Source organism: uncultured Winogradskyella sp., assembly GCF_947496485.1.
Classification (GTDB): Bacteria; Bacteroidota; Bacteroidia; order Flavobacteriales; family Flavobacteriaceae; genus Winogradskyella.
In genome coordinates this window covers 198,104-216,677 of sequence record NZ_CANMCZ010000003.1, presented here as the reverse complement: position 1 = coordinate 216,677, position 18,574 = coordinate 198,104, and the positions used below count along the sequence as shown (strand labels likewise).

Genomic DNA, 18,574 nt, shown 5'->3' with positions numbered 1-18,574 from the left:
TTATAAATAGCAATCTTTTTACATCTGTCTGTAAAACTCTAAATTTACTTACATTATTATAAATAAAAAAACTTTGTAACAAATTGTAATGTGTATCGTCGTAATATTGAAAGCGACTAAAAACCGATTTTACCAATCAACCAAAAGTAATGAAGCAGGCAGATTTTGTAAGCTTAGTAATGCCGTTTAAGGATAAAGTATTTCGTTTAGCAAAACGATTACTCGTTTCTCGTGAAGAAGCTGAAGATGCTACACAAGAAATATTACTGAAATTGTGGAAGAATAAACAGAAAATTGGTGAATACAAAAATGTTGAAGCCTTTTCTATGACAATGACAAAGAATTTTTGCTTGGACCGATTAAAATCGAAACAAGCTCAGAATTTGAAAATTGTTCACAGTAACTATACTGATAACAGTTCGTCATTGCAAAAACAAGTTGAAGCTAGAGATAGTATGGACTGGGTTTCTAAAATAATGGAAGACCTTCCAGAACAACAAAAAATAATAGTGCAATTAAGAGATATTGAAGAATACGATTTTGCTGAAATTTCTAAAATGCTAGACATGAATGAAACAGCTATCAGAGTAGCCTTATCTAGAGCACGAAAAACAATAAGAGAAAAATTGACTAATACACATCGATATGGTATTAAATAGTATTGAAAAATTAATAGAAAAGTACAATAACGCAGAAACAACGTTAAAAGAAGAAGCACAATTAAAGGCTTATTTCGCTAGCGATAATGTAGCGCCTCATTTAGAGCATTACAAACCAATGTTTCAATACTTTTCTGTATCACAACAAGAGCAGTACACCAAAGACGTTCCATTAAACACTAAGAAAACTAGATTATATCAGTGGATTTCTGTCGCAGCTGTTGCCGTTCTTATGCTTAGCATTTTTATTCCAAATTGGCAAGGTGAAAGTAAAACATTTGCTAGCCTTAGTCCACAAGAACAAGAAGCTTATACTAAAACAATGGAAGCTTTTAAGCTTGTTTCAATAGGAATGAATGAAGGTAAGCAACAGCTTAATTCATTAGCGCTCGTATCTGATAATTTTAATCAAGGTATTGAAGGAGCTGTTAGATTAAGTGAATTTTCTAAAACAACAAATAAAATTTTTAAAAACAAGTAACACACAAAAAGTAAAGAAATTATGAAAAAAGTAATAGTAATAATCGCGCTAATTGTAGCACCAATGTTATCTGGAGCTCAGAGTATTTTCGATAAATTCGAAGATATGCCAGAAGTAGCTTCTGTGATAGTAAATCAGAAAATGTTTAGCATGATAGCTAGTATTGACATAGATATGGACGATCCCGAGGCTCAAGAATATATGGACATGGTTAAGAAAATAACAGGTCTTAAAGTATTTACAACAGGTGATGATAAAGTGTCAGCAGAGATGAAAGCAACTGTAAATAAATATTTAAAATCATCTGACCTTGAAGAATTAATGCGTATTAAGGATGGAGAGCAAACCGTTAAGTTTTACGTAAAAGAAGGTAAAGACGAAAATCATGTAAAAGAATTATTAATGTTTGTAAGTGGACTTAAGGAAATGACCAAAGGACAAAACATTGAAATTAATGGTGAAAAACGTGAATTTGAAACTGTCTTATTATCATTAACAGGTGATATTGATTTAAGACAAATATCTAAAATCACAAACTCTATGGATATTCCAGGAGGTGAGCAATTGAAGAAAGCAGGCGAAAATAAAAATTAAAACTATGATACAATCAATCAAAAAATCAATCGTGATGTTGTTTTTGGTTGCAGCTTTTACTAGTTGTAACCAAGGACCAACATTACAAACTTACTATGTAGACAATGAACTAAAACCAGGTTTTGCATCATTTGATGTACCAACAAGTTTTATAAATGTTGAAGAGGTTGAAATGACAGATGAACAGCGCGAAGCATATAATTCTGTAGATAAGTTAAATGTATTGACCTATATTAAAGATGACACTGATGCTGAAGACTACAAATTAGAATTAGAGAATGTAAAGCAGATACTTAAAGATCCTAAATATGAAGAGTTAATGCGAGGAGGAAATTCTAAAGACGGAAAATTTGTAGTAAAGTTTTTGGGTGATGTAGATAGCATCGATGAACTTATTGTTTTCGGCAATGCAAAAAATAGAGGCTTTATGATCGCTAGAATTTTAGGTGATGATATGAATGCAGGTAAATTAATGTCGTTACAATCTGTATTAAAGGATGCGAAATTTGAAGATACAAACCTTAATGGTCTAACGGACTTTTTTAAATAAACTGACAATTTTATTTAAATGTTAATGAGAATCGTCTTGAAGTATATCTTCAGGGCGATTTTTTTTTGTCTCATTTTTAATGGCATATCCAAAAGCCATAATGAATAAAACACTAAAACTTAGGAGTAATACTACTTTTACAATAAAGTAATTAAGAACTTCAAACAAACCTGCAGTAAACAGACCGAGTACTATTATAGTGGCTAAGGTCAAAGCAATACTATCTTTGGTTGTTGGAATAAATTTCATGTATTCAAATGTTTATATGCCAGTATAATTACTTGGAGAAATGGCTTTTAATTCCGATTTTATAGCATCCGAAACTTCTAAAGTATCAATAAAATTTGAAATAGAGCTTTGAGTAATCGCTTCATTAGTTCTTGTTAATCCTTTTAGAGCTTCATAAGGATTAGGATAACTCTCACGTCTTAATATTGTCTGAATCGCTTCAGCCACTACAGCCCAATTATTTTCTAAGTCTTGTGCAAATTTAGCTTCGTTCAGTAATAATTTACCTAAGCCTTTTACAGAAGATTTAAAGGCTATGATAGTATGCGCAAAAGGAACACCAACATTTCTCAATACTGTACTATCAGTTAAATCGCGCTGTAATCTAGAGATTGGTAGCTTTGCAGATAGATGCTCAAAAATAGCATTGGCAATACCAAGGTTACCTTCACTATTTTCAAAATCAATAGGATTTACTTTGTGAGGCATCGCAGAACTGCCTACTTCGCCTTTTTTGATTTTTTGTTTAAAATAATCCATAGACACATAAGTCCAAATGTCTCTATCAAAATCTATGATAATGGTATTGATACGCTTTAAAGCATCAAATAAAGCTGCCGCATGGTCATAATGCTCTATCTGAGTGGTAGGGAAAGAGTGCTGTAATCCCAATTTTACTTGTACAAATTGAGTTCCAAAAGCTTTCCAGTCAATATTAGGATAAGCTACTTTGTGTGCATTAAAATTTCCTGTTGCACCACCAAATTTGGCTGCACTTGGCACATCGTTAAGTAAATTAAATTGTTCTTTTAAACGTACTGCAAATACTTCTATTTCTTTTCCTAGTCGCGTAGGAGAAGCTGGTTGTCCATGTGTTCTGGCTAACATTGGAATGTCTGCCCAATCCTTAGCTAATCCTTCAATTTTTTCTAGTAAAGCAAAGTATTCTGGTACATAAACATCATTCATAGCATCCTTAATACTTAAGGGAATTGCTGTGTTATTAATGTCTTGAGAGGTTAATCCAAAATGGATAAATTCTTTATAATCTGATAAGCCTAAAGCATCAAACTTTTCTTTAATAAAATACTCAACAGCCTTAACATCGTGATTAGTAACCTTTTCTATATCTTTAATCGCAGAGGCATCAATAGCAGTAAAGTTTTTATAGATAGCTCTTAAATCCTCAAAAATCGAATTAGAAACAGGCTCTAATTGAGGTAATGGTAACTCGCACAAGGCTATAAAATATTCAATCTCTACTAAAACCCGATATTTAATCAATGCTTCTTCAGAAAAATAATTTCCTAAAGCGTCAACTTTAGATCTATATCTACCATCTATTGGAGAAATTGCGTTTAGTGCGGAAAGTGCCATTTGTTTACTTAAATTTTGAAGCCCCAAAGATAGTGAACTAAGTCAGAAGTATAAAGTCTAATGATAACTGTCTTTGATCAATTTTTAATCTTCTTCAAAATATGTCTCGCTCTGGCTTTAAAACCTGAACTTTGTAGCTGAAAATCGCGTTCTAAAATAATAGCTAATTCTGGATGAATCCATTTGTGATCTCTTCCAAATAAAAATAAAGTATTCATGGAATATGCTTTGGGTGCAATTTTGTGTTGAGGACCAATCATGTAGTCAAAACAAACTTCAATGATGCGCTCTTGATAAATAGGTTTAAGAACTACTTTATCTAAAGTATCCGTTTTGGAATAAAATGCTTTTGCCAAGTATTCACAAATTTTAGCTACTGGACGCACTGCAGAATGATGATGAACGCGATGCATATTTTTTGTGAAATAATCTAAATGTGGTAAAGCAGCTTCTAAGTTTTTCCCACACATAAACTCAAAGACCCAAGCTGCTCTATGCGACGATTTATCGTCTACCATGAACATAATGTCCAAAAAATGCTGAATATAATCTGGATTCTCTAATAATAAAGCAGCAAAATAACTTCGATTATCTCTAGAATGATTAACATAGTTTAATTTATTATATAGTTCATCTTTTGTCAAAAGGAAATGTACTTTTATTAAGATTTATAGCAGTTATAATATGAGTTTAAGGGTCTAAAATAAGAAAAATATTATTTTGAAAGTGACTCATTAAATCAGCTACTATATTTTTATTTAGAATTCATCTAAATAATTTTTATTTCTAAGGTTTCGTATGTAATTTTACAACTTCATATTAATTGAGAAAAGATAAAGTAAGGCATTTGAGTTTAAAGAAAGTTATTCTATTTACTTTAATCATAATGATGTTAGGTACAGTATTAGAACTATATCTAATAAATCACTATGAAACTGCATTACAGCTCATTCCTATACTTTGTATAGGTTCGCTTATGTTAATTTTGATTATTTTGTTTTTTATAAGAACCAAACTAATTAGAGTAATATTTAAGGTGATACTTGTTATTTCGGCACTAAGTGGTTTTTACGGTGTTTATTTGCACCTTGTTGCTAATTATGAGTTCGAAATAGAGATGACACCAACTGCAAATAATTGGGATTTATTTAGTGAAAGCTTATCAGGAGCCTTGCCAGCACTAGCTCCTTTTAGTATGATAATTTTAGCATTAATAGGTTACTCATATTTAAAACTCATAAATCAAAAACAATGAAAATTACAACAAAGTTACTAGTCGTGTTCGTTTTAATAGGTACGGGATTTATTTCTTGTAAAAATACTACTGAAGTAGAAAAAGAAAAGAACGAGACCGTTGAAGCGAAAGAGACAGAAGTCAAATCTGTAGAATCAGATGCTGCAGTTAATGTCATTTTAAATGCTAATCTAGCTACAGAGGCCGATTTAAATACATTAGGGCTTTCTGCAGAAATAGTTTCTCAGATTTTAGAAAAAAGACCGTTCCTAGATATGAAAAAGTTGGATGTCTTATTAGAAGGTGTAAATAAAGAGGAACTTTACAAAAAAGTGTTCGTCCCATTTAATTTAAATACTACTGCTGAGGCTGATTTTAAGATGATTCCTGGAGTTGGTGACCGAATGGCACACGAATTTGAAGAATATAGACCTTATATCAGTGTAAAACAATTTAAAAAAGAAATTGGCAAGTATGTAGATGAAAGCGAAGTAGAACGGTATTTAAATTACGTTTTTGTTCCTGTAGAACTAAATACAGCATCTGATGAAGATATTAAGGCATTACCAGGTGTTGGAAAAAAAATGGCGCACGAATTTGAAGAATACAGACCATACGTAAATCTTGCGCAATTTAGAAAAGAAATAGGTAAATATGTAGATGATAAAGAGCTTAAGCGTTTAGAGCGTTTTGTCTATTTAAAGAATTAAAAAATGCATCTTAGATGGTTTTTAGGTATTAGTAAGTTTCAAATAAAAGGTTGTTATGTCTCGTAGCAACCTTTTAATTATTGGCTTTGTATGGCCAGAACCTAAAAGTTCTGCGGCTGGTAGTAGAATGCTTCAGTTGATAGATCAATTTCAAAATCAAGGTTATGAGGTGATTTTTGCTTCTGCAGCAAATACTTCATATAATACATTTGATTTAAATAGTATTTCGGTTGAAACCAAATCTATCCTTTTAAACGATTCATCTTTTGATGTTTTTATTTCTGAATTAAATCCAGATGTAGTGCTCTTTGATCGTTTTATGACTGAAGAGCAATATGGTTGGCGCGTTGCTGAGCAATGCTCAAATGCATTACGAATTTTAGATACTGAAGATTTTCATGGCTTAAGAAAGGCAAGGGAAATGGCTTTAAAGGATAATGCAGACGTTTCTGTAGAACATTTGCACAACGATATTACCAAACGCGAAATAGCTAGCATTTATCGATGCGATCTAAGCTTAATAATTTCTGAAGCTGAAATAGATATTTTAACGAATCAATTTAAAATAGATAAAAGTTTACTCTGTTATTTACCGTTTTTATTAGAGCCAATCTCTAAACCTGAAATAACACAACTACCAAATTTTGAAGTCAGAGAACATTTCATCACTATTGGTAATTTTTTACATGCACCTAATTATGATGCTGTTTTACATTTAAAGCAAACGATTTGGCCATTAATTAGAAAGCAATTACCACATGCCGAATTACATATTTACGGAGCTTATGAATCCCAAAAAGTAACTCAACTAAATAATACCAAGGAAGGTTTTTTAATAAAAGGGTTTGTTGATAATATTAATGAGGTAATGCAAAATGCAAAAGTCTGTTTGGCACCTTTGCGTTTCGGTGCAGGATTAAAAGGTAAACTAATCGATGCCATGCAAAACGGAACCCCTTGTGTAATGTCTGGTATTGCTTCAGAAGGCATGTTTGGTGAATTAGAACCGAATGGTTTTGTAGCATGTAGCCCTGAAGAGTTTACTAGAAAAGCAGTAGAGCTTTATAACACTTCTGAAACTTGGAATAGAAAGCAAAATCTCGGTTTTAATATTTTGAATCAACGCTTTATTAAAACTGATTTTGAAACTCTTTTTTCTGAACGAGTTACTGAGCTGAGTTCAAATTTAAAAACACATCGTCAAAATAACTTTATTGGTAATTTATTACAGCATCAAACACTGCAAAGTACTAAATATATGAGTAAATGGATTGCGGCTAAGAATTTATAATTTTTAAGGTTCGTTAACGGTCTTGTGTATGGTTCGTTGCGTGTTTCAGCAACTAAATTAGCAAATACACACCAAATAGAAAATCCGCGAGGATTTTCGTAAGTAGGCGAGTAGTAGCAATGAATTATACACGTTGTTGTGCGTAGTTCTTTATTGATAATATTCGAATTCACGAATTATAGAGAAGTACAAAACTCCTGATGTTTGATTCATAGCGGTTAATAGAGTTAAATTATTGTTTTCGTCATATTCTTTATTTACATATGTAGTCGAACCTGAAGCATGGATATGCACATAATTATAATCAGTTTTCATTATCTCTCCATTATCATTTAATGTATTATTATAAGTATAATATGATGTTAAAGAATCATTCACAAATTCTCTAATACTTCCGCTTTTATCTCTGTAACTTTTATCAAATTGTGTTGATGTCTCAGTTCGAATGTTATCTTGCCCATAAACTGTCATATTATAATTATAGTCAGAAGTCCAAACATAAGTCCCTTTTTCTATTATACCCGTGGAATCAGTTTTAACAAATGATTTTTTTTTGCTATCCTCAAATTTGAACACAGTAGTTTGATTTGACTTTGTTTTCTTATTTAAGAATTGCTTGGTTATTTTAGTAAAATTACCATAACTATTTACATAATATTTAGTTATTGCTATAATATTTGTTGTGTCTATTTCCCAGTTTCCATTATTTTGGATTGGATTATATCTATATTGGGTTATGGATTTAACAGGACCTTTGAAATTCCGTTCTTTTAAATCGGAAAATCTTTCTTGATTAGCTAATGAACTAACGAATACAATTAAAATAAAAATATAATAAAACTTCATATTCTTTCAAATTACGCACAACTTAGTGATATGATCCCATTTGAATGACTTATATCAGACGTTAACGAAGTTAGTAGAAAATTTTTGCAAAGTCAATTTTTAATTAAATCATTTGGTTAATTTTAAAATGTAAAGTATATTTGTCATATAGTAAAAATAATTTTACTTAATATAAAATATATTTGTCAATTATGGATAAGAAAAGTTATATAGATTGTGAACGCAATCGCATACAGAAAATATTAGATTTTAGATTGCCAACATCATTTAAGTGGTTAGGCATGGTTTTATTGGTTTCAGCATTTATGCTGTTCTTTATAAGAAAGCAATTCCCAGAATATACCGAATTAATTAGAAGTATTGGTAGAACAATCTTCATTATCGGTTTATTATGTATATCCTTGGCAAGAGATAAGGAAGAAGATGAAATGACTATCTCCTTAAGAGCACAATCTTATGCTATAGCTTTTATTGTTGGCGTACTTTATGCTATTGTTATGCCTTATGTTGAGTTTGGTGTATCTAATATTGTGGCTGATGAAACTCAAGCATATAAAGAGCTTGGAGATTTTCAATTGTTGAGTTTTATGTTCTTAATTCAGATAGGATTCTATCAGACTTTAAAACGTTACAGGTAATGGAAAATACTATAAAAGTAGAACGCGCTATTTTAAATTTAACTCAAGATGATTTAGCGAAAAAAATAGGTGTGTCTCGCCAGACTATAAATTCTATTGAAGCTAATCGTTATGTGCCTTCTACTGTATTGGCGCTTAAATTATCTGATGTTTTTGGTAAGCCTGTAAATGAGTTTTTTAAATTGAGTGCAGATGATTAGTTTAGTTATAATATGCGTGCATCTTATATTAGTTTGTCTATAAGATCTTTCATGCCTTCCGTAGCCGATTTCGCAATAACGGTTATATTGCCACGGCCTTGTATCGCTGGTTTTGGATCTATATAAAAAATAGCTGTGTCTGGTTGTACATAATTAATTAAACCTGCAGCAGGATACACCTGCATACTTGTACCAATAATAACTAAAATGTCAGCTGCGTAGCAGATTTTAACCGCGGTTTCAATCATCGGTACATCTTCACCAAACCAAACAATATGTGGTCTTAATTGGTAACCTTTGTCGCAATTATCGCCAAGATTAAGGTCTTCTGTCCAAGTCTTAATATCAGATGGATTGCCAGTACTTCTTATTTTTAGAAGTTCACCATGTAGATGTACAACATCACTACTTCCAGCACGTTCGTGCAAATCATCAACATTTTGGGTGATAATAGTTACTTTAAAATCTTGCTCAAGATTGGCTAAGTCTTTATGTGCTTGGTTGGGTTGAACTGTTTTTAATTGTTTTCGTCTTTGGTTGTAAAAATCTAAAACCAATTCAGGGTTTTGCCTAAAACCTTCTGGTGAAGCTACTCTCATAACATCATGTCCTTCCCATAAACCATTATGGTCTCTAAAGGTTTTTACTCCACTTTCAGCACTCATACCAGCTCCAGTTAATACGACGATGTGTTTCATGTTATAAATTTACTAATTTTGAGTCATGCCAGATTTAAAACTTTTAGAATATTTACAAACTTACCTCACAGATAATCGCAGAGAACGGTTTCAAAACGTATTGACACAACGCACCAAACATTTTACGGTTGCAACAGAAGATGTATATCAACTACACAACACAAGTGCTGTGATGAGATCTTGCGATGTATTTGGTATACAAGAAGTCAATATTGTTGAAGAAGTTAATTCAAAACGTATTGATAGAGAAATAGCCATGGGAGCTCAGAAATGGGTAGACTTAAATCGCTATCACACTACGAAAGCTTGCATTGAAGACTTGAAACAAAAAGGCTATCAAATTGTAGCTACAAGTCCTCATGCACAAGACTCTGATTTAATAGATTTTGATATCACTAATAAGTCGTGTTTTTTCTTCGGAAGGGAAACCGAAGGCTTATCGCAGCAGGTTATTGATAAAGCAGATTGTTTTCTAAAAATCCCAATGGTTGGGTTTACCGAAAGTTTAAATATTTCTGTGTCTGCAGCTATTATACTTCAACACGTTACAGCACAATTACGAAAATCTACTATTAATTGGCAACTCACTGAAGAAGAACGAAATGAAAAATTATTAGATTGGATAAAGAAAACAATAAAAAGCTACGATGAAATCGTAGAGCGCTTTTACGATACACCATAAATTTTGTAACTTACTATTCTAACTTAAAATCAATAGATATGAAATGTGATGTCTACCTTTCTTTTGATGGTAATTGCGAGGAAGCAATGAACTTTTATAAAAATGTTTTTGATGGTGAATTTCTTATGGTGATGCGTTACAAAGATGGACCACCAGAGTACAGTAAACCTGAAATTGAAAATAAAATAATGCATACTACTATTGCATTTGGTAATGGTTGTGAGTTAAAAGCATCAGATGATTTTAATATGCCTTTAAACAAAGGAAACAACTTTCATGTAAGTATTGCAGCCGATGATGAAGCACAAGGACATTCTATATATTCTGGTTTACTGGAAGGCGGTAAAGCAACAATGCCTTTTGAAGAGATGTTTTGGGGCGGTAAATTTGGTAGTGTTATTGATAAATTTGGTGTACAATGGATGGTGAGTGCTCCAGGTGATGAAGCTGTTTCATAAAAAAATAGAATTAGATTATGGTAGGTTGGTTCGAAATTCCTGTAAATGATATGGAACGCGCTAAAAAGTTCTATGAAGCTGTTTTTAACATAAGCATTAGAGATGTAGATTTCGGTGGACTAAAAATGGGTTGGTTTCCTGATAATGATGGTGCTTATGGAGCCACAGGCACTTTAATAAAACAAGAGTCTTACATTCCTAGTAAAGAAGGAACGTTAGTTTATTTTATGTCAAAGGATGTTCAAATTGAACTCGATAGAGCAGAAGCGGCTGGTGGAAAAATCTACCAAGAGAAGACCAAAATCTCAGAAGAGCATGGTTGTATGGGAGTATTTATAGATTCTGAAGGGAATAGGATTGCATTGCATTCTAACAAATAGAAACAATTAAGCTTTTCCTTTTTTCTTTTTGCTTTTTCGCTCTTTACTTTTTTTAATCACTTTATATTCTTCGTAACATTCGCTTATAGCATCTAATATTTGAAGGTCATTAGCGGTATTTATAAAGTCTTTAGAATAGTTACATTGGTTGACAATTTCGTCCAAATCAAACTTTGTCACTTGTAGTAATACCAAAAGCATTTCTCGATCAAAGCGTGTAGCTAATTGATTTCTTATTTCATCGTCCTCCTTCATCTTCTTTAACTTATGCATCTCGTTCGGCTTTTTACCAAACATATTATATAAGAAATCTGCAGGATTAAAAATCGCACCAAGTACTTTGGTTGCAATATTAGTTTTACCACCTTCATAGCCTGTACCATACAAACCAGAAATTCTATATTGATTGTTAGATCGAATAGGAACTTGCTTCATATCTACTTCTAAATACCCAGTAAGTTCTAATGATTTTACAGTAACTTCTTCTAATGCCAAAGCTAATTCGGTCATTACAATTTCTGTATTGCCAAATTTTAGCCAGTCATTTGTTACTCTAACTTTTATAGATTTATAACCAATGTAAGATAAGTGTAAGGTATCATTGGCTTTTGCCGATATTTCAAAGGCACCAGTATCATCTGTTGCAACACCTTTTACTTGATTAATATTGACAATATTTACTTCGCTTAGAGGTTCATCTGTAGAAGAACTAATTATCGTTCCTTTTACTGTAGTTGGTGTTTTTGTAGCAGTGCTGTCTTGACCAAAGCCATTAACTGTAGTTAGACATAAAAATAGAATGAATAAGTAGCGCATGTAATAATGTTACGATGTAAAGGTAATAAACAAAACGGATTTTAAGATATACCTGTTGTAATTTGACAGAATATTAACAAGGTTTTTCAAGGTCAAATTTCAATACTAACACTGTTTTTTTATCATAAAGACTATGAATTAATATGATTTAGAATAAGAAAACTACGTGAATGTGGTGAAATACATAATATGAAAATGTTTTGTATTTTAGTAAAAAAGAGAAAAATTACGACTATATAAATACAGTATTTCTTATAATCAAGATTAACTCTTGATTGAAAAAGGTTGCTATACATTAAAAAACGTTTTGAAAAGAATTTTGGTTTTACTTTTTATCGCAGGACTTTGTCATGCGAAAATAATTGCTCAAGGTGAAGCTACATATTGGTATTTTGGCGTTAATGCCGGTCTTGATTTTAGCACTGGAGAACCCATACTAGACTTAAATGGTGAACTCATAACTAATGAAGGCTGTGGCACTATCTCTGATGCAAATGGTCAATTACTTTTCTATACCGATGGGATTTCAGTTTGGGATAGAAATCATAACCAAATGCCTAATGGATTTGGGCTTTTAGGAGATCCATCAAGTACGCAGTCGGGCATAATTATACCACAACCAGGATCATCTACAATCTATTTTGTATTTACAGTAGATAGTTCTGCAGGTGATGATGGTTTTAGATATTCAATTGTAGATATGAGTCTTAATAATGGTAATGGTGATGTGACTTCAGTTAAAAATATAGAGCTCAGAACACCTACCGTTGAAAAAATTTCTGCAGTTCAACACGCTAACGGAACAGATTTTTGGATTTTAACTCACGAATGGGGAAATAATAACTTTTTAGCATATCATATTACATCCTCTGGTATTAATGAGAATCCAGTAGTCTCTTCTGTTGGAACAATTCATGGAGATTTGAATCCTAGCGTACTTAACTCTAATATTGCAAATACCATAGGTTATTTGAAGATATCTCCAGATGGAAAACGTATAGCAAGCGCAAAGTTCGGTGGCGAAAATAGTAATATTGAAATCTTTGATTTTAATGATAACACTGGTATAGTATCTAATCCTATTTTAATAGGGGATTATTTTTACGAAGCTTCATCTACTTCTGGAGCTTATGGTGTAGAGTTTTCATCTGATGGCACGCTACTATATGTAACTGATAAAGATTTTAATTTCGATACTAATACACCCAGTTCCATATTACATCAATTTGATATTACATTTGCGAACGCTCAAGATATAATTAATTCTGATACTATCTTATATAATGGTAACAATGTACTAGGAGCATTACAACTTGCTGTTGATGGTAAGATATATGTTAGTAATGCAGATAAAACAGCTTTAGATGTTATAGAAAATCCCAATACTTTAGGTGTAGATGCAAATTATCAAATAGGTGCTGTAGACCTTGGTGGAAGAATTGCAAAATTAGGACTGCCTCCATTTGTACAATCACTTTTTAATGCTACATTTAATACAAGTAATACTTGCTTAGGCAGTGAAACTTTTTTTGAATTATATTCTGGGGTCAATGTAACATCTGCTTTATGGGATTTTGACGATGGTACAACATCGAATCTTTTAAGTCCAACACATATATACGCGAATCCTGGTACATATACTGTAACAGTAAATGCGACGGTTGTAGGTCAATCTGTAACACTATCAGAGGAGATTATAATTTATGAAATACCAGTGGCTAATACGCCTTTAGATTACATGCTTTGCGAAGATCTTGAAAATGACGGGTTTACTTTATTTAACTTAAATACAAAAATAAGTGAAGTGATTGGTAGTCAAAGTAGTCAAGATTTTTCTGTATTATTCTTTAATTCTGAAAGCGATGCACTTAGTGGTATTAATCCATTAGATGTAAGTTACAATGCGTCAAGTTCGCAGACCATATTTGCTCGCTTGAACAATAATTATAATTCAAGTTGTTTTGATATCACTTCCTTTGACTTAAATATTTTAGAGAGCCCAGATATTGTTGAAAATGTTACACTATATATATGCGAGAATGAATCTTTAGAACTAAATGCAGAAGAAGGTTTTGATAACTATAACTGGTTCACAGGACAGACTACAGAATCGATTGTAGTAAATTCTGCAGGGACATATACAGTAGATATTATTAAAGATTATAATACTATACCTGAAATATCATGTTCTAGAACTAAGATATTTACAGTAATAACTTCCAATACGGCAACTATTTCTGATATTGAAATTGAAGAATGGCGAGCTAGAAATAGTATTTCTGTTGTTGCAGATGGACTTGGTGATTATGAGTTTTCTTTAGATAATATAGTTTATCAAGACAGTGGTACTTTTTCTGATCTAACTCAAGGTGATTATATAGTTTATGTAAGGGATAAAAATGGATGCGGTATAATATCAAAATCTGTTTTTGTACTCGATTATCCTAAATTTTTCACACCAAATAACGATAGCTATAACCCTTACTGGAAAATAAAGTTTCCAAGTTCAGAAAGAGACTTTGAAATACTTATATATGATAGGTACGGGAAACAACTAGCGTCATTAGGTCCCGAATCTATAGGTTGGGACGGTACTTACAATGGTAAATTAATGCCAGCTTCAGACTATTGGTTTATATTAAAACGTCCAAGTAAAAATAAAAGCTATTCAGGCCATTTTACGCTAAAGCGATAAAAAAAGCCTCAATTAGAGGCTTGCTTTATAATTAATCACGTCTTCGAGAACGTCTTGGTCTCTCTGAAGTAGATCCACTAGATTCTGGTTTTCTGTCACCTTTAGAATCATCATAACTTCTTTCTCGTCTTTCGCCAGAACGTCTGTCGCTTCTATTGTTGTCTGAGCGTCTTCTGTCACTTCTGTTTCCAGAACCAGATGATCTTCTGTCACCTCTATCGCTAGAACGTCTGTCTCCTCTTGGTTTGTCATCGCGTCTGCGACCTCCACCTCCAGAGCGTCTGTCATCTCTTCCACGTCCTCTGTCGCGTCTTCCGCCACCACTACGACCTTTATTTTCGCTAACTTCTACATTAACAAAACGACCATCATGTTTAAAATCTGTGAAAAAAGCTAAAACCTTTTCTTGTAATTCTTTTTCGGTGTTAAAGAATGAGAAACTTTCTTTAACATCAACTTTAAAGACATCATCACGACCCAGTTCTAACTGTTCTTTTAAGAAATCTTTCAATTTCATCCAATCAAAACCATCTTTGCGACCAACATTGATAAAGTAACGTGAATCATTAGATGACTTTCCGTAATCACGACCTCCACCATCTCTATCTGATCCTCTAGAAGAATCTGAAACCGTTAAATCTTTAGATTTTTGATAATAATTATAGAAACGGTTAAATTCTACTGAAAAGAATTTTTTGATAAGTTCATCTTTATCAGTATCTGCAAATAATTCATTGATACTTTCAAGGTGCTTATCAATTTCGTGATTAGTTTCTGTGGTATGTATTTTATTGGCTAGAGCCATTAATTGTACTTCAACGATGTCACTTCCAGACGGAATTTCTTTTTGCTCGAATTGTTTTTTTATAATACGCTCGATGCTTTTTATCCTTCTAACTTCACTTTTAGAAACAATAGCCATTGAAATACCAGTTTTACCAGCACGACCTGTACGACCAGATCTGTGTGTATATATTTCTGGTTCATCTGGCAATTGGTAATGTATAACATGTGTAATATCATCGACATCAATACCACGAGCTGCAACATCTGTTGCAACCAATGTTTGTATTTGTCTATTTCTAAAGGATTTCATTACTAAATCACGTTGATTCTGACTTAAATCACCATGTAAAGCACCTGCATTATATCCATCCTCAATTAAATTTTCGGCTACTTTTTGAGTGTCGCGTTTTGTTCTACAGAATACTACAGAGAATATCTCTGGATTAGCATCTGACAAACGTTTTAAGGCTTGGTAACGGTCTCTTGCGTTTACTAGATAGTATTCGTGAGAGACCTGATTTGTACTCTCATTTTTGTTTCCTACGGTAATTTCGATAGGATCGTACATGAATTTCTTAGCTATTGTAGCCACTTCTCTTGGCATTGTTGCCGAGAATAACCATGTACTCTTATCATCAGGCGTATGTGAAAGGATATCAGTAATATCTTCTTTGAATCCCATATTTAGCATTTCATCAGCTTCATCTAAAACACTGTATTGTATTTTAGAAATATCAACCATGTTACGACTAATCATATCTTTCATACGACCAGGTGTTGCTACAATAATTTGTGCGCCGCGTTTTACTGAACGTGCTTGGTCAGAGATACTAGCTCCACCATAAATGGCAGTAACGTTTAAACCTTTACAGTATTTACCATAAAGTTTTAATTCGTTTGTAATTTGTAAACAAAGTTCGCGAGTAGGAGATAAGATTAAACCTTGTGTGGTTCTGCTATCAATATCTATTTTTTGCAACATCGGAAACCCGAAAGCTGCAGTTTTACCTGTACCAGTTTGTGCCAAAGCCACTAAGTCTTTGTCCTCTTCTAATAAAAGTGGAATTGCTTTTTCTTGGACTTCACTAGGTGTTTTAAAACCTAAATCCGTAATAGCGCGTAAAAGGTCTTCATTAAGACCGAGTTCTTGGAATGTGCTCATTCTTGAGTTTATGTATTCGATTATGTACTTTTGGTGTTACAAAAGAAGCGAATCGACATACTAAACACTTAAACTTCTAGGTAACACATCCTCACTCTGAGGAATTTATATAATCCAGCCCGTGGATTTTTGAAGGTGCAAATATAGTCTTTTAATTGGATAATCAATTTTTGGTTGTACTTATCTTAATTGATAAAAGCCTGTTTTAATGATATATACCAAATAACTAACTGAAAAATTTGGATACCCAAGCTCAGAATAGCATGTGTTATATATAGCTAAACAAAGTTAAATCATAACATATCAACAAACCATAAACAATTTCTGAATAACTCGTTTTATTTCGTAAATTTGCCTGCGTTTAACAGCGCAACATGACCACAAACCCTAAATATATTTTTGTAACAGGCGGAGTGTCTTCTTCTCTTGGAAAAGGCATCATAGCAGCATCATTGGCTAAACTCTTGCAAGCACAAGGTTACAGAACGACAATTCAAAAATTAGATCCATACATCAATATAGATCCAGGAACTCTAAATCCTTATGAGCATGGCGAATGCTATGTCACGGATGATGGAGCAGAGACCGATTTAGATTTGGGACATTACGAGCGTTTTTTAAATGTACCAACTTCTCAAGCCAATAACGTGACTACTGGTAGAATTTACCAGAGCGTTATTGACAAAGAACGACGTGGTGAGTTTTTAGGGAAGACAGTACAAGTGATACCACATATTACAGACGAGATAAAGCATAGAATTCAGATTTTGGGTAATTCTGGGGATTATGATATTATTCTAACCGAAATTGGAGGAACTGTTGGTGATATTGAGTCTTTGCCATATATAGAAGCGGTTCGTCAATTACAATGGGACCTTGGAGAGCACAATGCTTTGGTTATTCATTTAACCTTAATACCTTATTTATCTGCTGCTGGTGAATTAAAGACAAAACCAACACAACATAGCGTAAAAACATTGATGGAAAGTGGAGTTCATGCTGATGTTCTAGTATGTAGAACGGAACACGAGCTGCATGATGGTTTAAAAAGTAAACTTGCACGTTTCTGTAATGTGAAAAAGGAGGCTGTTATTCAATCCATTGATGCATCTACAATATATGATGTTCCTAACCTAATGTTAGATGAAGGGTTGGATAAGGTTGTTTTAGATAAATTAAATCTAAAAAGCGATGTGCCTGACTTAAAGCAATGGAATGAATTTTTAAAGCGTCATAAAAATCCGAAAAGCGAAGTCACAATAGGTTTAATTGGGAAGTATGTAGAACTTCAGGATTCTTATAAATCAATTCTTGAAGCCTTCATTCATGCTGGTGCCGAGAATGAAGTTAGAGTTAAAGTAGAGCCCATTCATTCTGAATATTTGAATGAAGACAATATAGAATTCAAATTAAAGCATTTAGATGGTGTATTGGTTGCTCCAGGATTCGGTGAGAGAGGAATTGAAGGAAAAATTGATGCTGTAAAATATGTTAGAGAACATAACATTCCGTTTTTAGGTATTTGTTTGGGTATGCAAATGGCAGTAATTGAATACGCAAGAAATGTACTAAAACTAAAAGATGCTAACTCTATTGAAATGGATGAAAACACTAAACATCCTGTCATTAATTTAATGGAATCCCAAAAAAATGTTGTTAACAAAGGTGGAACCATGCGTTTGGGAGCTTGGGATTGTAAGATTAGTAAAAATAGTATTGCTTATAAAGTTTATGATGACATAGGTATAAAAGAACGTCACAGACATCGTTTTGAGTTTAATGACGATTATAAAACTGAAATTGAAGCTGCTGGTATGAAAGCGACTGGTCTAAACCCAGAAACAGGTTTAGTTGAGATTATAGAAATACCAAACCATAACTGGTTTGTTGGTGTACAATACCATCCAGAATATAAGAGTACAGTAGCTAACCCACATCCACTTTTCGTGGCTTTTGTTGGTGCTGCTTTAAAATTTAAAAATAAGAAATAGCAAAAATAGTGTGCCACTTTGGCGCAAAATAAAATTTGGATAACAATTTGAGTTAACCAATTAATACCACTTAAGACCTGTTTGGTTCCTATAGCCTG

The 18,574-nt window shown here is 32.8% G+C and carries 21 protein-coding genes; 14 read left to right on the top strand and 7 right to left on the bottom strand.

Annotation, left to right across the window (positions count from 1 at the left end; genetic code table 11):
- Window positions 1-149: 149 nt before the first annotated feature.
- From Q0822_RS11345 to Q0822_RS11330, 4 genes are read left to right on the top strand one after another with little or no spacing between them, the layout of a single operon-like run.
- Window positions 150-659 (top strand): RNA polymerase sigma factor, encoded by a 510-nt coding sequence (locus tag Q0822_RS11345; RefSeq protein ID WP_299123668.1) that lies wholly within the window; start codon window positions 150-152, stop codon window positions 657-659.
- Window positions 646-1,140, top strand: coding sequence for a hypothetical protein (locus tag Q0822_RS11340; RefSeq protein ID WP_299123666.1), 495 nt, complete (start codon window positions 646-648; stop codon window positions 1,138-1,140). The genes Q0822_RS11345 and Q0822_RS11340 overlap by 14 nt, the downstream gene beginning before the upstream one ends.
- 21 nt (window positions 1,141-1,161) lie before the next feature.
- Complete coding sequence (locus Q0822_RS11335) at window positions 1,162-1,734, top strand: DUF4252 domain-containing protein (protein ID WP_299123664.1); 573 nt, start codon at window positions 1,162-1,164, stop codon at window positions 1,732-1,734.
- 4 nt (window positions 1,735-1,738) lie between these two features.
- The gene (locus tag Q0822_RS11330) at window positions 1,739-2,284 is read left to right on the top strand and encodes a DUF4252 domain-containing protein (protein ID WP_299123663.1); all 546 of its coding nucleotides are present in this window, start codon (window positions 1,739-1,741) and stop codon (window positions 2,282-2,284) included.
- 21 nt (window positions 2,285-2,305) lie between these two features.
- Here the strand turns inward: Q0822_RS11330 and Q0822_RS11325 are convergent, their stop codons facing one another.
- The 3 genes from Q0822_RS11325 to Q0822_RS11315 all read right to left on the bottom strand — a co-directional run bounded on the left by Q0822_RS11325 (window position 2,306) and on the right by Q0822_RS11315 (window position 4,533).
- Entirely contained in the window at window positions 2,306-2,533 is a 228-nt protein-coding gene (locus Q0822_RS11325) for a hypothetical protein (protein ID WP_299123661.1), read from the bottom strand.
- Window positions 2,534-2,545: 12 nt separating this feature from the next.
- Entirely contained in the window at window positions 2,546-3,889 is a 1,344-nt protein-coding gene (gene purB / locus Q0822_RS11320; RefSeq protein ID WP_299123659.1) for an adenylosuccinate lyase, read from the bottom strand.
- 77 nt (window positions 3,890-3,966) lie between these two features.
- On the bottom strand, window positions 3,967-4,533 hold the full coding sequence (locus Q0822_RS11315) for an adenylosuccinate lyase (protein WP_299123657.1): 567 nt from the start codon (window positions 4,531-4,533) through the stop codon (window positions 3,967-3,969).
- A 179-nt stretch (window positions 4,534-4,712) separates the two neighbouring features.
- Between Q0822_RS11315 and Q0822_RS11310 the strand changes: the two genes are divergently transcribed.
- From Q0822_RS11310 to Q0822_RS11300, 3 genes are read left to right on the top strand one after another with little or no spacing between them, the layout of a single operon-like run.
- A complete protein-coding gene (locus Q0822_RS11310) occupies window positions 4,713-5,144 on the top strand; it encodes a hypothetical protein (protein ID WP_299123655.1) in 432 nt (143 codons plus the stop codon).
- Window positions 5,141-5,833 (top strand): helix-hairpin-helix domain-containing protein, encoded by a 693-nt coding sequence (locus tag Q0822_RS11305; RefSeq protein WP_299123654.1) that lies wholly within the window; start codon window positions 5,141-5,143, stop codon window positions 5,831-5,833. Before Q0822_RS11310 ends, Q0822_RS11305 begins: the two co-directional genes overlap by 4 nt.
- Before the next feature lie 55 nt (window positions 5,834-5,888).
- A complete protein-coding gene (locus tag Q0822_RS11300) occupies window positions 5,889-7,124 on the top strand; it encodes a glycosyltransferase family 4 protein (RefSeq protein WP_299123652.1) in 1,236 nt (411 codons plus the stop codon).
- Between the two features lie 150 nt (window positions 7,125-7,274).
- On the opposite strand, the gene Q0822_RS11295 is transcribed toward Q0822_RS11300, so the two are convergent.
- Complete coding sequence (locus tag Q0822_RS11295) at window positions 7,275-7,970, bottom strand: hypothetical protein (protein ID WP_299123651.1); 696 nt, start codon at window positions 7,968-7,970, stop codon at window positions 7,275-7,277.
- 191 nt (window positions 7,971-8,161) lie between these two features.
- Between Q0822_RS11295 and Q0822_RS11290 the strand changes: the two genes are divergently transcribed.
- A complete protein-coding gene (locus tag Q0822_RS11290) occupies window positions 8,162-8,608 on the top strand; it encodes a hypothetical protein (protein ID WP_299123650.1) in 447 nt (148 codons plus the stop codon).
- A complete protein-coding gene (locus tag Q0822_RS11285; RefSeq protein WP_299123649.1) occupies window positions 8,608-8,808 on the top strand; it encodes a helix-turn-helix transcriptional regulator in 201 nt (66 codons plus the stop codon). The genes Q0822_RS11290 and Q0822_RS11285 overlap by 1 nt, the downstream gene beginning before the upstream one ends.
- 23 nt (window positions 8,809-8,831) lie before the next feature.
- Here the strand turns inward: Q0822_RS11285 and Q0822_RS11280 are convergent, their stop codons facing one another.
- Window positions 8,832-9,506, bottom strand: coding sequence for a Sir2 family NAD-dependent protein deacetylase (locus Q0822_RS11280; protein WP_299123646.1), 675 nt, complete (start codon window positions 9,504-9,506; stop codon window positions 8,832-8,834).
- Between the two features lie 25 nt (window positions 9,507-9,531).
- Here Q0822_RS11280 and Q0822_RS11275 point away from each other — a divergent pair, with 25 nt between their 5' ends.
- The 3 genes from Q0822_RS11275 to Q0822_RS11265 are packed head-to-tail and all read left to right on the top strand — an operon-like array spanning window position 9,532 to window position 11,026.
- Window positions 9,532-10,188, top strand: a complete 657-nt coding sequence (locus Q0822_RS11275; RefSeq protein WP_299123645.1) for an RNA methyltransferase — start codon at window positions 9,532-9,534, stop codon at window positions 10,186-10,188.
- A gap of 38 nt (window positions 10,189-10,226) precedes the next feature.
- The gene (locus tag Q0822_RS11270; RefSeq protein WP_299123643.1) at window positions 10,227-10,646 is read left to right on the top strand and encodes a VOC family protein; all 420 of its coding nucleotides are present in this window, start codon (window positions 10,227-10,229) and stop codon (window positions 10,644-10,646) included.
- 17 nt (window positions 10,647-10,663) lie between these two features.
- On the top strand, window positions 10,664-11,026 hold the full coding sequence (locus Q0822_RS11265) for a VOC family protein (RefSeq protein WP_299123641.1): 363 nt from the start codon (window positions 10,664-10,666) through the stop codon (window positions 11,024-11,026).
- A gap of 6 nt (window positions 11,027-11,032) precedes the next feature.
- Here the strand turns inward: Q0822_RS11265 and Q0822_RS11260 are convergent, their stop codons facing one another.
- The gene (locus tag Q0822_RS11260; RefSeq protein WP_299123640.1) at window positions 11,033-11,842 is read right to left on the bottom strand and encodes a carboxypeptidase-like regulatory domain-containing protein; all 810 of its coding nucleotides are present in this window, start codon (window positions 11,840-11,842) and stop codon (window positions 11,033-11,035) included.
- A gap of 307 nt (window positions 11,843-12,149) precedes the next feature.
- Between Q0822_RS11260 and Q0822_RS11255 the strand changes: the two genes are divergently transcribed.
- Window positions 12,150-14,537, top strand: a complete 2,388-nt coding sequence (locus Q0822_RS11255) for a T9SS type B sorting domain-containing protein (RefSeq protein ID WP_299123638.1) — start codon at window positions 12,150-12,152, stop codon at window positions 14,535-14,537.
- Between the two features lie 31 nt (window positions 14,538-14,568).
- Here the strand turns inward: Q0822_RS11255 and Q0822_RS11250 are convergent, their stop codons facing one another.
- Entirely contained in the window at window positions 14,569-16,485 is a 1,917-nt protein-coding gene (locus tag Q0822_RS11250; protein WP_299123637.1) for a DEAD/DEAH box helicase, read from the bottom strand.
- A 374-nt stretch (window positions 16,486-16,859) separates the two neighbouring features.
- Between Q0822_RS11250 and Q0822_RS11245 the strand changes: the two genes are divergently transcribed.
- A complete protein-coding gene (locus Q0822_RS11245; protein ID WP_299123636.1) occupies window positions 16,860-18,476 on the top strand; it encodes a CTP synthase in 1,617 nt (538 codons plus the stop codon).
- Window positions 18,477-18,574 lie beyond the last annotated feature (98 nt).

What these genes read in the sequence shown, in the direction of transcription:
- Q0822_RS11245 (WP_299123636.1), top strand. Translation starts at nt 16,860, where the DNA reads ATGACCACAAACCCTAAATATATTTTTGTAACAGGCGGAGTGTCTTCT.
- Q0822_RS11265 (WP_299123641.1), top strand. Translation starts at nt 10,664, where the DNA reads ATGGTAGGTTGGTTCGAAATTCCTGTAAATGATATGGAACGCGCTAAA.
- Q0822_RS11290 (WP_299123650.1), top strand. Translation starts at nt 8,162, where the DNA reads ATGGATAAGAAAAGTTATATAGATTGTGAACGCAATCGCATACAGAAA.
- Q0822_RS11280 (WP_299123646.1), bottom strand. Translation starts at nt 9,506, where the DNA reads ATGAAACACATCGTCGTATTAACTGGAGCTGGTATGAGTGCTGAAAGT.
- Q0822_RS11295 (WP_299123651.1), bottom strand. Translation starts at nt 7,970, where the DNA reads ATGAAGTTTTATTATATTTTTATTTTAATTGTATTCGTTAGTTCATTA.
- Q0822_RS11330 (WP_299123663.1), top strand. Translation starts at nt 1,739, where the DNA reads ATGATACAATCAATCAAAAAATCAATCGTGATGTTGTTTTTGGTTGCA.
- Q0822_RS11305 (WP_299123654.1), top strand. Translation starts at nt 5,141, where the DNA reads ATGAAAATTACAACAAAGTTACTAGTCGTGTTCGTTTTAATAGGTACG.
- Q0822_RS11285 (WP_299123649.1), top strand. Translation starts at nt 8,608, where the DNA reads ATGGAAAATACTATAAAAGTAGAACGCGCTATTTTAAATTTAACTCAA.
- Q0822_RS11335 (WP_299123664.1), top strand. Translation starts at nt 1,162, where the DNA reads ATGAAAAAAGTAATAGTAATAATCGCGCTAATTGTAGCACCAATGTTA.
- Q0822_RS11250 (WP_299123637.1), bottom strand. Translation starts at nt 16,485, where the DNA reads ATGAGCACATTCCAAGAACTCGGTCTTAATGAAGACCTTTTACGCGCT.
- Q0822_RS11325 (WP_299123661.1), bottom strand. Translation starts at nt 2,533, where the DNA reads ATGAAATTTATTCCAACAACCAAAGATAGTATTGCTTTGACCTTAGCC.
- purB (WP_299123659.1), bottom strand. Translation starts at nt 3,889, where the DNA reads ATGGCACTTTCCGCACTAAACGCAATTTCTCCAATAGATGGTAGATAT.
- Q0822_RS11340 (WP_299123666.1), top strand. Translation starts at nt 646, where the DNA reads ATGGTATTAAATAGTATTGAAAAATTAATAGAAAAGTACAATAACGCA.
- Q0822_RS11345 (WP_299123668.1), top strand. Translation starts at nt 150, where the DNA reads ATGAAGCAGGCAGATTTTGTAAGCTTAGTAATGCCGTTTAAGGATAAA.
- Q0822_RS11300 (WP_299123652.1), top strand. Translation starts at nt 5,889, where the DNA reads ATGTCTCGTAGCAACCTTTTAATTATTGGCTTTGTATGGCCAGAACCT.
- Q0822_RS11260 (WP_299123640.1), bottom strand. Translation starts at nt 11,842, where the DNA reads ATGCGCTACTTATTCATTCTATTTTTATGTCTAACTACAGTTAATGGC.
- Q0822_RS11270 (WP_299123643.1), top strand. Translation starts at nt 10,227, where the DNA reads ATGAAATGTGATGTCTACCTTTCTTTTGATGGTAATTGCGAGGAAGCA.
- Q0822_RS11275 (WP_299123645.1), top strand. Translation starts at nt 9,532, where the DNA reads ATGCCAGATTTAAAACTTTTAGAATATTTACAAACTTACCTCACAGAT.